Consider the following 15,295-nt stretch of genomic DNA (forward strand, 5'->3'; position numbering starts at 1 on the left):
GAAACATGAAAAGACTATTATTTATCACCGGACTATTACTTGCTATAACAATCATTCCGGTCAAGGCACAAAACAAAAAAGAAAACCGATTCGAGAAAGAATTTCAAAAAACATTAGCACTCGTCAACAGTGACAAATTCACCGTGAAGTTCTACATTGCCACCCCCACGGTACAAACCCTCTTTACCCCTCCCGGAGCGGGAAACAATATTGATATTGACCCAAAAAACTGTTATTTATGGGTACAGGACTCTCTCGTGAAAGCAAACCTTCCCTATTTCGGTGAGGGAAGCGTGAAATCCGGTTCACAACTAGATACCATCTCATTCCAAAACATCCTGTTTAGCCGAACCGTGAAAGTCTATTGGGAAGGGAAGAAAAAAGCAATAGCTTACCAGCTTACCATCGTATCCGGAGGCGATGTCTATTATTTGAATATGCACATTCAATATGACGGTACATGTTATCTCTATTTCAGCGATCGGAAACGCTCACCAATCAGCTATGTCGGTCAGATCGTTAAGCGAAAAACAGATATGCCATCACCAGGGCTGCAATAATTCCCGCTAAATCGGCAATCAACCCGCAAGGAATAGCGTAGCGGGTATTCTTAATGCCGACAGCACCAAAATAAACAGCTATAATATAAAAAGTTGTATCAGTTGCCCCTTGGAACGTCGAAGCTAGTCTTCCCGCAAAAGAATCCGCCCCGAAGGTATTCATCGTGTCGATCATCAAACCGCGAGCACCACTACCGCTCAAGGGTTTCATCAATGCCGTCGGTAACGCCGGGATAAAATCGGCATCCAAGCCACACGCCAGGCACAAACGTTCCAACCCTCCCATCAACATATCCATAGCCCCGGCAGCACGGAACACGCCCACAGCAACAAGTATCGCCACCAGATAGGGAATGATCTTCACCGCAATCGAGAAACCTTCCTTAGCCCCGTCGATAAAAGCATCGTAAACATTAATACGATGCCAGGCACCCATCGCGATAAAAGCCACGATAATAGAGAACAGGATCACGTTGCTGGCAACGGCAGACACCGTGGTAATCGTTTCTTTATCCAATCCGGAAAAATACCAGATCAACCCTCCCACGACCAGAGTTCCGCCGATCAAGTAAGCCATAACCACCCGGTTGAACAAATTCAGTTTCTGGTAAATCGCGACCGCTATCAGTCCCGCAAGCGTGGAAACATACGTGGCTAGAAGTATCGGAATAAATATATCCGCCGGATTGGCAGCCCCCATCTGCGCCCGGTAGACCATAACAGACACGGGGATAATAGTCAGACCGGAAGTATTCAGCACCAAGAACATAATTTGTGCATTAGACGCCCTATCCTTATGCGGGTTCACCTCCTGCATCTGTTGCATGGCACGCAACCCCACGGGTGTGGCAGCATTATCCAGTCCCAACATATTCGCCGCGATATTCATCATGATAGAACCGTATGCCGGACTATCGGGCGGTAACTCGGGAAACAATTTACGAAAAAAGGGACTAATCAACCACGACATCACCTTCACCGCACCCCCACGCTCCCCGATTTTCATGATTCCCATCCATAAGGTCAACACTCCCGTCAGTCCCAGCGAAATCTCAAACCCAGTCTTCGACATATCGAAAGTAGCTTTCACGATAGCAGAAAACACTTCCGTGTCACCCATGAAAAGTAATTTGCACAGAGCCACCAAAAATGCCGCTCCAAAAAAGAATATCCAAATGTAATTGAGAACCATGATATCAATTGAAAATTGAAAATTGAAAATTGAAAATGACTTTCCCAGTCATTCTAATTCTCAATCTTCAATTATTTAATGTTTTGCCTTACAAGCCTTCACCGTGTTTTGCAACAAGGTGACAATCGTCATCGGTCCCACACCACCGGGAACCGGGGTTATATAAGAACATTTCGGAGCCACGTGATCGTAATCCACGTCACCCACGAGTTTCCAGCCTGTTTTGGTCGTTTCGGAAGGTAAACGATGAATTCCCACATCGACCACCACGGCTCCCTCCTTCACCATATCTTCTTTCAAGAAATGAGGGACACCGATTGCCACAACCAATATATCCGCCTGCAAAGTAATCTCTTTCAAGTTTGCCGTCCGGCTATGACACAAAGTCACTGTACAATTCGCATGCTTCGACTTGCGCGACATCAATATAGCCATCGGGGTTCCGACAATGTTGCTCCGTCCGACTACCACGCAATGTTTCCCTTCCGTTGGGATTTCGTAGCGGGCCAACAACTCGACAATTCCTGCCGGGGTTGCAGGCAAATAAGTCGGTAAATCCAACACCATGCGTCCCACGTTACAGGGATGGAAACCATCGACGTCCTTATCCGGATTGATACGGTTCAAAACTTTTTCTTCGGAAATATGCTTCGGGAGAGGCAATTGCACGATAAACCCGTCCACATCCGGGTCGTCGTTCAACTTGTCGATCACTTCCAGTAACTGTTCCTCGGTAATATCATCACCATACCTCAGTTCCGAACTTTTCATCCCGACCGCTTGACAAGCTTTCACCTTACTAGCCACGTAAGTCTCACTTGCCCCGTCATTTCCAACAAGCACAGCTACCAAATGAGGGACTTTCTTCCCTTCCGCCACGAAACGAGCGACCTCGTCTGCTATCTCCTGCTTGATCTGTGCTGAAATTTTTTTACCGTCAATAATTTCCATCGATCTTCTAAATTTATGATTATTTGATTCTGTGATTGGCGATTCAATGATTTAGTGATTTTCTATTTCCAATCACTAAATCGTAAATCACTGAATCACTTAATTCTTAGCGTCTTTTCATCGGTGCTTTCCCCATCATCTTACCGCCTTTTGACAGCATCCGCATCATCTTCTTGGATTCATCAAATTGCTTCAACAAGCGGTTCACATCTTGGATGGTGGTTCCACTACCCGTGGCTATACGTTTACGACGGGAACCGTTCAGCAATTCGGGATTCTCTCGCTCCGCCGGAGTCATGGAATGAATGATAGCCTCGACCCCCTTGAAAGCATCGTCGTCAATATCCACGTCCTTCAATGCTTTACCCACGCCGGGAATCATGGATGCCAAATCCTTGATATTACCCATCTTCTTGATTTGTTGTATCTGGCTCAGGAAGTCATTGAAGTTAAACTGGTTCTTGGCAATCTTTTTCTGCAATTTCTTGGCTTCCTCCGCGTCAAATTGCTCTTGTGCTTTCTCCACCAAAGAAACGATATCACCCATCCCCAAGATACGGTCAGCCATACGATCGGGATGGAAGACATCCAGCGCTTCCAATTTCTCGCCGGTTCCGACAAATTTGATCGGTTTGTTCACCACCGTACGAATAGACAGGGCTGCACCACCGCGAGTATCACCATCCAACTTCGTCAGAATAACCCCGTCGAAATTCAAGCGGTCGTTAAACTCTTTCGCCGTGTTCACCGCATCTTGTCCGGTCATGGAGTCGACCACGAAAAGCGTTTCTTCCGGCTCTATCGCTTTCTTGATAGCAGCGATCTCGTTCATCATCTGCTCGTCAATAGCAAGACGCCCGGCTGTATCGACTATAACCACGTCTTTTCCGGTAGCCCGGGCTTCCTTCACGGCATTCAAGGCAATCTTCACGGGATCGTTATTCCCCACCTCGCTATACACAGGCACCCCGATCTGCTCTCCCAACACTTTCAACTGCTCGATTGCAGCCGGACGATACACGTCACAGGCTACCAGCAAAGGATGCTTTCCCCGTTTCGTTTTCAACAGATTTGCCAGCTTACCGGAAAACGTCGTTTTACCGGATCCTTGAAGACCAGACATCAAAATAACGGCTGGATTGCCCTTTATATTAATATCAACATTCGTACCGCCCATCAACTGAATCAACTCGTCGTGAACGATCTTCACCATCATCTGTCCCGGCTTCACGGCGGTCAACACGTCCATCCCCAAAGCTCTTTCCTTAACCGTATTAGTAAACTCTTTCGCTATCTTATAGTTTACGTCGGCATCCAGCAATGAACGTCTTACCTCTTTCAACGTTTCTGCCACGTTGATTTCGGTGATTTTCCCCTGTCCTTTTAAAATCTTAAATGATTTCTCTAACCTCTCCGATAGATTCTCAAACATAATTATCAATTGAAAATTGAAAATTGAAAATCGAAAATGCCAAGCATTAACAATCTCAATAATTCATTATTAAACTCCTAGATTATACATTCTCCGCAAAATTAGTATTTTTACCGGAAAACTCATCTATTTCATTTTCAATTTTCAATTTTCAATTCTCAATTACTTCCGGCTGATATTTTTTAAAACAACAAACGTTTTATCTATTAACGAGTTATCCACGACAACGGTAAACTCATTCGTCGAGGAAATCACCTCGGTCAAGTTGATTCCTTCCCACGACAACTCTTTCATGATACAATAATAAAAACCCGGTTGCAGGATATTCCCCTTGGGCAGTTTCAACGTCACGGATGAGAGTCCGTTCTGCTTGAAGATACATTGCTCCTCCTTGAAATACTCGTCCACCACGTTCTCCATCACCTCACTCACGACAAGGTTGGTTTCAAAAACACCCTGTACCATCGTGTAAAACACTTCCTCCCGCCGGGATATGGATTTCAGCACCCGTATATGACAATCGACCAACGTGTTAGAGTTCTTAAACGTGTAATCACACAGGTTACTCCGCAAAATAATGTCCCCCATGTTGTTCAACAATTTTTTTAACTGCACCTGCTCCCGTACTTGCAAATAAGGAGCCAACCGATTCAATGCCATCACGATAGCCCCTGCGTTCAACGGTTTACCCAGCATCGTTTCCAACTCCGGCTGAATCTGTCTTGCCAATGCCGAAATATTGATAATCCCGGATGCCAGAGCTTCCGACAAATAAGGCTTATGCTTTACAACTCCTTCTACTGCTTGCGCTACACTCATCATATTAATTGAAAATTGAAAGTTGAAAATTGAAAATACTTTCTTGCACGACGAAATCTTAATATAGTTCAATCCACTCGTAGGAATTACCCGTGTAATCCATATAACGGATAAAATCATCCAGTTTTATTGCCAAAGATGCGTGATTGTCATTCGGGTGAAATGACAACTTTTTTGCCTCTTGCAAATGTTTGTCCAGAAACACATACACATGATGTTCCGCATCGTTCAACAAACCGAAAGGACTTACCGAACCGGGACGTACGCCCAAGTATTTTTCCATCCGTGCTTCCGAGGCAAAACTCAATTTTCCCTGCTTCAACATCTTTTCCATATCATGAATCGCCATACTATGGTCACAATGCAAGATAACCAAATAATGCCTGTCTCCTTTATGATTTCTGAAAAACAAATTTTTACAATGCGTACTGTCCAAATTCTTCCAGTACTGTTTTGCAATCTCTATCGTCGGTGCGGCAGGATGCTCCTCGTAATCAAACTCAATCCCCAATGCAGCCAACGTTTCGTATACTTCCTTTTGTCCAACCCAATTCATATCATTTTTGATTTATGATTTCCGATTTTAGATTCCTCCAATCGGACCAACACTCCATTTAACTTTAAACTCTAAATTCTAATCTTTTCGTTTCCCCTGCCATGTATCCAACACCCTTAATCGTTTATCCAACTTTGCCGTGAACTCGAAATTCTTCACTCCCCACTGTGGGGCGACTAAATATTCCGGCGGAGATTGATTCACAAACCTTTCCAGATACACATCCGGACGGATTCGCTCAATCACCTCTACCACGAAATCCAAATACTCTTCCAACGTGTACAAACGGAAGCTTGATGGATTCTCGGCATATTCTTCTGCCATACGGGTGCCCTTCACGATTTGCAACTGGTGCAACTTCAACACTTGTATAGGCAACTCGCTCAACCGTACGGCTCCCTCCAACATCGATTCACGGCTTTCTCCCGGCAGACCGAAAATCAAATGTGCACCAATGGCTATCCCCCGGTTCGCGGTTGCGCGTATCGCCCATTCAGATGCAGCGAAATCATGTCCCCGGTTCACCTGTCGCAAAACTTCGTCGTTTGCCGACTCCACGCCGTATTCGACGCAGACATAATGATGCCGGGCAATCTCTTCCAGATAATCCAACACCTCATCATTCACCACATCGGGACGTGTGCCAATCACCAATCCCGCGATCATCGGGTGTGCCAAAGCCTCCTCGTATCGCTGTTTCAGCACATCCAAAGGAGCATACGTATTAGAATACGCTTGAAAATAAGCCAAGTATTTCTGTTCCTTATATTTGCGTCCGAAAAACTTCACCCCCTCCTCTATCTGCCGGGTAATCCCCTCTACCGCCCGGCAATAATCAGGATTAAAACTATTATTATTACAGAACGAGCATCCCCCGGTTCCCTTACTTCCATCCCGGTTGGGACAAGTAAATCCCCCATCTATCGACAATTTCTGAACCCGCCCTCCAAAAAACGTTCTGAAATAAGTCGGGTAATCGTTGTATCGTTTTTGCTCTCGTTCAAACATCATTCTTTCCAAATAATTAACAGCCCGCAAAAATACACATTTATTTGTTTAAAATTTAACAGCAATCTCCATTTTTTATTCACCTCCTCGAAAATTTCTCATTCCAGCTCAACAACAAACGTTCGCGTAAATTTTAACTAAAACTCTCTATTCCTTTATTCAAGAAAAAAAATTATCTTTGCATTTTTAAGATAGGAATTTTAACAAAGAATGATCATATAAACAAACACTCCTGAATGTCAGGAGGTAAACGCAAAAAATCTAACAGAACTATGAGTACGAAGTACGTTTACACCTTTGGCGACGGAAAAGCAGAAGGAAAAGCAGACATGAAAAACCTGCTTGGAGGTAAGGGCGCCAATCTTGCCGAAATGAATCTCATCGGAGTTCCTGTACCAGCAGGATTCACTATCACGACAGAAGTTTGCACACTTTACAACCAGGAAGGACGTGACGCTGTTGTGAAATTAATTGAGAATGACGTGAAAGCCGGTATCGAGGCTACCGAAAAATTAATGAACGCTAAATTCGGTTCAAAAGGAGAGGCATTCCCTCTTTTGGTGTCCGTGCGTTCGGGAGCCAGAGTATCCATGCCGGGTATGATGGACACGGTGCTTAACCTCGGTATGAATGACGACGCCGTTAAGATCGTGGCAGAGAAATCAGGTAACGCCAGATTCGCCTGGGATTCATATCGCCGTTTCGTGCAAATGTACGGTGACGTGGTAATGGGTGTTGCTGCCGGAAAAGGAGAGCACAACCCGTTTGAAGTAGAAATCGACAAATTAAAAGCTGAGAAAAATATTACTAACGACACGGACTTCACGGCTGAAGACCTGCAAGAACTGGTTCGCCGTTTCAAACTTGTCGTTAAAACTAAAACCGGCAAAGACTTCCCCACTTGCCCGTGGGAGCAATTATGGGGAGCAATCTGTGCCGTGTTCGATTCTTGGATGACGGAACGTGCCGTTCTATATCGCCAATTGAATCAAATCCCGGAAGAATGGGGTACTGCCGTGAACGTACAAGCTATGGTTTACGGTAACATGGGTAACAATTCCGCAACTGGGGTTGCCTTCACTCGCGACGCCGCTACCGGAGAAGACATTTTCAACGGAGAGTACTTGATCAACGCACAGGGAGAAGACGTGGTTGCAGGTATTCGTACCCCGCAAGAGATCACGATAGAAGGTTCTCGCCGTTGGGCAAAAATGCAAAATGTTTCAGAAGCAGACCGCGTTGCTAAATATCCTTCCCTAGAAGAAGCCATGCCGGAAGCTTACGCCGAACTGAATGCCGTACAAGAAAAGCTGGAAAACTATTTCCACGATATGCAAGACCTCGAATTTACCATCCAAGACGGTAAATTATGGATGCTGCAAACCCGTAACGGAAAACGTACCGGTGCTGCCATGGTAAAAATGGCTGTCGATATGCTGAAACAGGGAATGATCGACGAACATACCGCCTTATTGCGTCAGGAAGCCAACAAGCTGGATGAACTTCTCCACCCCGTGTTCAACAAAGAGGCATTGAAAAACGCCCATGTTATCACCAAAGGACTTCCCGCATCTCCGGGAGCAGCTTGTGGTCGCGTCGTATTCTTCGCCGACGAAGCGGAAGAATGGAAAAACAGAGGAGAGAAAGTTATCCTAGTTCGTCTTGAAACCTCCCCCGAGGACTTGAGAGGGATGAACGTATCCGAGGGTATCTTAACCGCTCGCGGAGGAATGACTTCCCACGCTGCCGTTGTTGCTCGCGGAATGGGTAAATGCTGTGTTTCCGGTGCAGGTGAAATCATTGTTGACTACGCGAAACGCCACTTCAACGTGAACGGCACCATCGTTAAAGAAGGAGACTGGCTCTCTCTTAACGGCTCTACCGGTGAAGTTTACCTCGGCAAAGTCGCCACGGAAGACGCCACCTTGAACGAAGACTTCACAACCATCATGAATTTGGCAGAGAAATACACCCGTATGCACGTGCGTACCAATGCAGACACCCCCAAAGACGCTCGTAAAGCGCGCGAATTCGGGGCAAAAGGAGTTGGACTTTGCCGCACGGAACACATGTTCTTCGAGGGTAACCGCATCGACGCCATGCGCGAAATGATCCTTTCCGACACCGTAGAAGGTCGCCGTGATGCACTCAACAAAATATTACCCATGCAAAGAGGCGACTTCGAGGGCATCCTCGAGGCGATGAACGGCTTGGGCGTCACCATCCGACTGCTCGACCCGCCATTGCACGAGTTCACCCCGAACGAACCCGCTTCACAACAATATATGGCGCAGAAACTCGATATGCCGGTAGAACGCATCAAGGAAAAAGTAGACGCCCTTCACGAATTCAACCCGATGCTTGGTCACCGCGGTTGCCGTTTGGGTATCACCTATCCCGAGATCACCGAAATGCAAGCCCGTGCCATCATCGAGGCAGCCTGCAACCTGAAACTCCGTGATCTTGATCCTCGTCCGGAAATCATGGTTCCGCTCGTGGGCAGCGTTAAGGAATTACAACAACAAGCCGGTATCATCCGCCGTGTTGCCGATCAAGTATTTGAGGAAAAAGGCGTGAAAGTCAACTACCTCGTGGGTACAATGATCGAGATTCCACGTGCAGCCATCACTGCCGACCAAATCGCAGAAGTAGCAGAATTCTTCTCGTTTGGAACCAACGACTTGACCCAAATGACTTTTGGATTCTCTCGTGACGACGCAGGTAAATTCCTTCCCGACTACATCAAGAAAGGTATCTTGAAAACCGATCCTTTCGCCGTTCTCGATCAGGAAGGTGTTGGTCGCTTGGTAGAAATGGGTGTGAAACTAGGACGCCAAACCAATGAAAACCTGAAAGTAGGTATCTGTGGAGAACATGGTGGAGAACCCTCATCCGTGATCTTCTGCGACAAGATGGGCATGAACTATGTATCCTGCTCTCCTTTCCGCGTACCCATCGCACGCCTGGCTTCGGCGCAAGCTGCCATCATGCACGCTAAAAAATAATATACATTATTGATATTTTAGGAAAAAGTGCCTCGAAACGAGGCACTTTTTTTTATCCGACAAACTCGAATATTTCCGCCGAGAGAAGGCATAATAATAAACATTCCCGACTTGTAACTTGTCAACAATAACCCTATCTTTGCATCAAATTAAATAAAAACGATATGCAACAAGATATAGAACATCCTGAAAATGACGCTTGCTACGAGGGATTAGCCGTCAACAAAGGAATAGAACAACCTGATCCGGTGAATCCGGCAATTGCAGAAAGACTGAAGCATCTCAAGAAAAAAGTTTTATCTGTCGACGAGTATATTGCCGGTATCCTAAAAGGAGATATCAACATCTTGAGCCAGGCAATCACGCTTGTTGAAAGTGCACGTATAGACCATCAGGCGATGGCTCAGGAAGTCATCAACCGCTGCCTCCCCAACACGGGAAAATCCATACGCATCGGTATCACGGGAGTTCCCGGTGCCGGGAAAAGTACCTTTATCGAAGCGTTCGGTAAATTCCTCACGAACGAGGGACACAAAATTGCCGTGTTGGCAATCGACCCGAGTAGCGAACGCTCCAAAGGAAGCATCTTGGGTGACAAAACCCGCATGGAAGAACTTGCTTGCGACCCTCACGCATATATACGTCCTTCCCCATCGGCAGGCTCATTGGGAGGCGTTGCCCGTAAAACTAGGGAAGCAATGCTCCTGTGCGAGGCGGCAGGCTTTGACATCATACTGATCGAAACCGTGGGAGTCGGTCAAAGTGAAACAGCAGTGCATTCCATGGTCGATTTCTTCCTGTTGGTACAAATTGCCGGAGCGGGCGATGAATTACAGGGTATCAAAAGGGGTATCATGGAAATGGCGGACAGCATCATTATTAATAAGGCTGACGGCAATAACATCACGCGTGCCGAGCTGGCAAAAGTACAATTACAGAATGCCCTACACCTCTTCCCCCCTCACGAGTCGGGAGTGGAACCCAAGGTGATGACTTGCTCGGCTTACGAGAAAACCGGTATCCGGGATATATGGGAAAACATACTGCATTATTGCAGCGAAACCCAACAAAACAAGTATTTTGACGCACGCCGCAGCGAGCAATCCAAATACTGGATGTACGAAACTATCGACGAACAATTGAGAAACCGTTTCTACCAAAGCCAAAAAGAACAGATCAAGCTGGCAGAAGAAAAAGTACAAAATAACGAGGAAAGTTCCTTTGCCGCCGCATTCCGTTTGCTGGACAACTATTTCAAAAACGATACCAAAACACACGGGTAATCCTAAAGTGAAATTATTACTTTTCTATATCAAAATAACATTCCCGCAGTTTTAAAACTGCGGGAATGTTATTTTCGTCCACTTGCTCTCGGGGATGCTATTCGATGTAATTTACTTATAACAAGCAAATTAACACATCACCAACCGTAACAATAACAAATACCTACAACTCCGACACACGAAAGACAAAACAAAGACAAACTGGCTGAGGGAAAAAGTATTATCAAGTATTAAAAAATTTCTTTAAACGAACGATTAATGACAGTCAAATGTAAACATTTTTAATGAGATTCATGCAAAATATTCTATATTATTTTAACCTGGTAATCAAATACTCGCATTTGTAGAAAATTATTGACATCTTTACTCGGAAGCTGAAGAGTAAACGATAATTAATCGTTCATTTAATGATATGGGGATGGCGTGCAGCCTTCAGTAAAAAATAGAGCCCGCCTCTGGGTTGGTTGCGAATTTGTATGGGAAAAGAACATTTTATATTCTCACGGTATTGCTCAGTGATTCCGTGAGAATGTTCTATATCAACCAAACTAAGCCAACACGTAAATTTTACAAAAGAAACATAAACGCCTTCTATATCCGAATTTCCCATGAATTCATACAAAATTCAACAGAAATCAACCATTACTATCCCCAAATAAAAATTTCAAAACCTTTTACTTAGACTTACGGAAATGAAGGAGAACAGCAGCCTGTTGGCAAGTAGCCCCACAAGTACTGATGATGTTTTATCTATAACCCAAATAATTAAAATACGAATAGCGTATCACTTCCGATACAATAGCATAAAAAAAGTTGTAGGTTCGCTGTAGATTCGCTGTAAGTTTGCTGTATTTTCACAGCGAACCTACAATTTACTATACGGTATTCATATGGAAGTGATATGGAAGTAAAATTGGAATAATAGGTGTAATCCCATTGTCAAAATCTGATGTTGAATACATTTTCTTATCTTCAACACGCATAATGGAATAAAATATTATACACGTATCGAGGAAAACTTTTATGTAGTATACAGAGAAAAACCTTGTTACATCCCGAAATCCGGGATATCCGCTACAATTCGGAAGCCACTCTCCGATGAAATCTCACCGCAAAAATGCTCGCAACCATTTGTTATTGCCACGAAACGTGCCGCAAGAGATCGGTTGTACTGGAAGACTTGATCGAAAACAATTTGAGATAACGGTACGGAAGGCGCTTTACACTCCACGATAAGATAAGGATTCGCCTGGCGATCATAGCACACCAGGTCGAAACGCCGTTTCATGCCACACACTTGTATCTCTTTTTCCACAGCAATCAATTGAGCCGGATAATGCTTATATTCTATCAAAAAATGAATAAAATGTTGCCTTACCCATTCCTCCGGCGTCAGCACGACGTAGCGTTTTCGGATCATATCGAATATCCAGACCTGTCCGTTCTGCTTTTTCACCTTGTAATCAAAAGGAGGAAGGTTCAAACTTTTCACTTTATTCCACTTTTTATTTTTAACAAACTGCTATCCCCGTAACTCAGGAAACGGAAATCGTGCGTCAACGCATAATGATATACCTTTCGCCAATCCTCCCCGATAGCCGCCGCAACTAACAACAGCAACGTACTTTGAGGCTGATGGAAATTGGTAAACATCGCCGTGATGACCCGATACGTGTACCCGGGTACGATGATGATCGTGGTCTTTGCTTTCAATAATTCTGTTTCCTGTTCATCAAACCACTCCAACAAGGCACTCATGGATTCCTGCACGCTATAAGACGAGGGCAAGGAATAAGCTTCCCATTGCCCCAAGGAATTAAAACCGGCATCACCCGATATTCGTTTTACCCCCATCCAGTAAAGACTTTCCAGTGTACGTACAGAAGTCGTTCCCACGGCAATCACCTTTTCCGGGTGGTTGAGCAAATGCGCCACGACTTCCCGCCGAACAGATATGTGCTCCGTGTGCATATCATGCCCCCCGATCGTTTCGCTCTTCACGGGGCGGAATGTCCCGGCTCCCACGTGCAAGGTCAATTCCTCTATCGTCACGCCCTTTTCCCGTAAAGCATCCAACACGGAGAGGCTGAAGTGCAATCCCGCCGTAGGGGCAGCCACGGAACCTTCATTCTTGGAATAAACGGTTTGGTAACGGATTTTGTCATCGTCTTCCGACTCCCGGTTCAAGTAGGGAGGAATAGGGATTCGCCCGCAGTATTCCAACACTTCGCTGAAACTAAGCGAAGTATCCCATGTAAACTCGACGATAACATCATTTTCTTCCCGTGATTTCCGGGTGGCAGCCAACTGATAATCTACCCCGTTCACCTGGTAGTAGCAATATATCGTTCCCTCTTTCCATTTTTTCAGATTCCCGACCATGCACTTCCACTCGCAGCGCCCGTAAGCGGCGAAACTCTGCACATAATCGGCAGGCAAATAAGGTTCAAGGCAGAACACTTCAATAATGGCACCTGTCGTTTTCCGGAAAAGCACACGGGCATAAATCACCTTCGTGTTATTAAATACCAGCATATGATCGGGTTGCAGCATTTCGGGAACATCACGGAAATGCCTTTCGCAGATCTCCCCGTCGTCATAAATCAACAATTTCGAGGCATCACGCCGTTCCAGGGGAAACTTGGCTATCCGTTCCTCCGGGAGATCGTACGTGTAATCTTCTATTCTAATTTCCTTCAAATTCTCGATTATTTCCGGAGAATTTTCAGCTGGCATTTTTTTTGTCATTCGGTAATAATATCTTACTTTTAAGGCAACAAAAGTAAAGATAAAAGGTAAAAACTAAAAGGCAAAAACTAAAAGTTTGATGAAAACGAAGAAAGATATTGTAGATGACTGGTTACCTCGTTACACGGGACGTCCCCTGGAAGATTTCTCGAAGCATATTCTGCTCACGAATTTCGACTATTACCTGGAATTGTTCGCGGAAAAATACAACGCTCCCATCTTGGGTGAAGACAAGAATATGCCCAGCGTGTCGTGCGACGGGATCACGATGATTAATTTCGGCATGGGAAGCCCTAACGCCGCCACGGTGCTAGATTTACTCACGGCGATAGAGCCGGAAGCCGTTCTGTTTCTCGGGAAATGCGGGGGACTGAAGACAAAACATCACGTGGGCGACTATGTTCTGCCCATCGCCGCCATCAAAGGCGAAGGCACGTCAAACGACTACCTGCCCCAGGAAATCCCGGCACTCCCGGCATTCAGCATACAGAAATCCTGCTCCAAAGCCATCACACAGCACGGCAGACAATACTACACGGGAGTTATTTATACCACGAACCGAAGAGTGTGGGAATTTGACGAGCATTTCAAAGATTATCTCGTGAGTACCCGGGCTTTAGCGATAGACATGGAGACCGCCACGATCTTCACCGTGGGGTTCGCCAACCGTATCCCGACAGGGGCATTGCTCCTGATCTCGGACCAACCCATGATCTCGGACGGGATAAAGACAACGGCATCAGACAAGGTGGTCACCCAAAACTTCGTGCGGGAACACCTCGATATCGGAATAGAAACGATGAAAAGCATTCAAGAGAAAAATTATTCAATGAAGCACCTCATTTTTTAATAATTATATAGTACTTTCGTCGGCAAAATGGGAAATATGCTGAAAAGAATATTTTACGTGTTTTCGGGTATCGTTTTGTTGCTCTGTTCCTGTGAAAACAAAGTAAAAGAGAAACAACAAAACGTGAATCCGACAAGTGATCAGACCATCACGAATGACTCGACCGCCAGGGCTAAATTCGAGATAAAAGACAAGTCTTTTAATTTCGGAGACTTGGCGGAAGGCGAAATCGTCACGCACACGTTCCATTTCAAAAACACGGGTAAAAAAAGCCTCGTGATTCAGAATATCGAAAGCAGTTGCGGCTGTACCACCCCGAAATACGACAAGAAACCTATTCCGCCGGGAGGCGAAGGAAAAATTGAAGTTGAATTCAACTCTTCGGGCAGATATGGTAAACAATACAAAGTTATTAATATCTTTGCAAACGTTCCTGAAAAGGTCGTGGAACTAAAAATAATTGCAAATATAAAAACTCAATAAAAAGTAGATTTATGAACACAATTTTTATGCTGACACTACAACAAACAGGCGCACAAGGTGGTGGCGCAAGTATGCAAATCATTTTTCTGATTCTTATCGTGGTTGTTTTCTGGTTCTTCATGATTAGACCGCAAATGAAAAGACAAAAAGAATTAAAAAAATACCGGGATGAATTGAAGAAAGGCGACAAGATCATGACTACCGGGGGCATCTTCGGGAAGATCGTGGAGATCAGCGATTTCACCGTGATTATTGAAGTAGAAAGCCAAGCCAGATTAAAAGTAAGCAAGGAAGCCATCATAAAAGACATGACGGACGTTCCGGTCGCTAAATAATACGATTATGCAAGTTACAAGTTCAAGTAAAAACCACAACTTGTAACTTGCAACCTGTCACCTGCAACAATAA

General features: G+C 45.0%; 14 protein-coding genes. 6 read left to right on the forward strand and 8 right to left on the reverse strand.

Annotation, left to right across the window (positions count from 1 at the left end; all coding sequences use genetic code 11):
- Window positions 1–5 precede the first annotated feature (5 nt).
- Window positions 6–560 (forward strand): DUF4251 domain-containing protein, encoded by a 555-nt coding sequence (locus BN8899_RS02800; RefSeq protein WP_018338399.1) that lies wholly within the window; start codon window positions 6–8, stop codon window positions 558–560.
- Here the strand turns inward: BN8899_RS02800 and BN8899_RS02805 are convergent.
- The 6 genes from BN8899_RS02805 to BN8899_RS02830 all read right to left on the reverse strand — a co-directional run bounded on the left by BN8899_RS02805 (window position 520) and on the right by BN8899_RS02830 (window position 6,521).
- A complete protein-coding gene (locus BN8899_RS02805) occupies window positions 520–1,752 on the reverse strand; it encodes a nucleoside recognition domain-containing protein (RefSeq protein WP_065218217.1) in 1,233 nt (410 codons plus the stop codon). The two genes, BN8899_RS02800 and BN8899_RS02805, sit on opposite strands and share 41 nt — an antisense overlap.
- Window positions 1,753–1,827: 75 nt before the next feature.
- Window positions 1,828–2,703, reverse strand: a complete 876-nt coding sequence (gene folD / locus BN8899_RS02810) for a bifunctional methylenetetrahydrofolate dehydrogenase/methenyltetrahydrofolate cyclohydrolase FolD (protein WP_018338397.1) — start codon at window positions 2,701–2,703, stop codon at window positions 1,828–1,830.
- Window positions 2,704–2,809: 106 nt separating this feature from the next.
- On the reverse strand, window positions 2,810–4,135 hold the full coding sequence (gene ffh, locus BN8899_RS02815; protein ID WP_018338396.1) for a signal recognition particle protein: 1,326 nt from the start codon (window positions 4,133–4,135) through the stop codon (window positions 2,810–2,812).
- Between the two features lie 162 nt (window positions 4,136–4,297).
- Window positions 4,298–4,957, reverse strand: a complete 660-nt coding sequence (locus BN8899_RS02820) for a hypothetical protein (RefSeq protein WP_018338395.1) — start codon at window positions 4,955–4,957, stop codon at window positions 4,298–4,300.
- A 55-nt stretch (window positions 4,958–5,012) separates the two neighbouring features.
- Window positions 5,013–5,510, reverse strand: coding sequence for a prolyl-tRNA synthetase associated domain-containing protein (locus BN8899_RS02825; RefSeq protein ID WP_065218218.1), 498 nt, complete (start codon window positions 5,508–5,510; stop codon window positions 5,013–5,015).
- Between the two features lie 78 nt (window positions 5,511–5,588).
- Window positions 5,589–6,521, reverse strand: coding sequence for a tRNA modification radical SAM protein MnmL/YtqA (locus BN8899_RS02830; RefSeq protein ID WP_065218219.1), 933 nt, complete (start codon window positions 6,519–6,521; stop codon window positions 5,589–5,591).
- A gap of 269 nt (window positions 6,522–6,790) precedes the next feature.
- Between BN8899_RS02830 and ppdK the strand changes: the two genes are divergently transcribed.
- A complete protein-coding gene (ppdK, locus tag BN8899_RS02835) occupies window positions 6,791–9,523 on the forward strand; it encodes a pyruvate, phosphate dikinase (protein ID WP_065218220.1) in 2,733 nt (910 codons plus the stop codon).
- Window positions 9,524–9,699: 176 nt separating this feature from the next.
- Complete coding sequence (gene meaB, locus BN8899_RS02840; RefSeq protein ID WP_026207642.1) at window positions 9,700–10,806, forward strand: methylmalonyl Co-A mutase-associated GTPase MeaB; 1,107 nt, start codon at window positions 9,700–9,702, stop codon at window positions 10,804–10,806.
- Window positions 10,807–11,854: 1,048 nt separating this feature from the next.
- On the opposite strand, the gene BN8899_RS02845 is transcribed toward meaB, so the two are convergent.
- A complete protein-coding gene (locus BN8899_RS02845; protein ID WP_018338390.1) occupies window positions 11,855–12,298 on the reverse strand; it encodes a type I restriction enzyme HsdR N-terminal domain-containing protein in 444 nt (147 codons plus the stop codon).
- Window positions 12,295–13,515, reverse strand: a complete 1,221-nt coding sequence (locus tag BN8899_RS02850) for an S-adenosylmethionine:tRNA ribosyltransferase-isomerase (RefSeq protein ID WP_026207641.1) — start codon at window positions 13,513–13,515, stop codon at window positions 12,295–12,297. The genes BN8899_RS02845 and BN8899_RS02850 overlap by 4 nt, the downstream gene beginning before the upstream one ends.
- Window positions 13,516–13,633: 118 nt before the next feature.
- Between BN8899_RS02850 and BN8899_RS02855 the strand changes: the two genes are divergently transcribed.
- From BN8899_RS02855 to yajC, 3 genes are read left to right on the forward strand one after another with little or no spacing between them, the layout of a single operon-like run.
- The gene (locus BN8899_RS02855; RefSeq protein WP_018338388.1) at window positions 13,634–14,404 is read left to right on the forward strand and encodes an AMP nucleosidase; all 771 of its coding nucleotides are present in this window, start codon (window positions 13,634–13,636) and stop codon (window positions 14,402–14,404) included.
- A 36-nt stretch (window positions 14,405–14,440) separates the two neighbouring features.
- Complete coding sequence (locus BN8899_RS02860; protein ID WP_065218331.1) at window positions 14,441–14,887, forward strand: DUF1573 domain-containing protein; 447 nt, start codon at window positions 14,441–14,443, stop codon at window positions 14,885–14,887.
- A gap of 11 nt (window positions 14,888–14,898) precedes the next feature.
- On the forward strand, window positions 14,899–15,222 hold the full coding sequence (gene yajC, locus BN8899_RS02865; protein ID WP_018338386.1) for a preprotein translocase subunit YajC: 324 nt from the start codon (window positions 14,899–14,901) through the stop codon (window positions 15,220–15,222).
- The last annotated feature ends 73 nt before the right edge of the window (window positions 15,223–15,295 follow it).

It is taken from the genome of Butyricimonas sp. Marseille-P2440, from assembly GCF_900091675.1.
Lineage (GTDB): Bacteria > Bacteroidota > Bacteroidia > Bacteroidales > Marinifilaceae > Butyricimonas > Butyricimonas synergistica.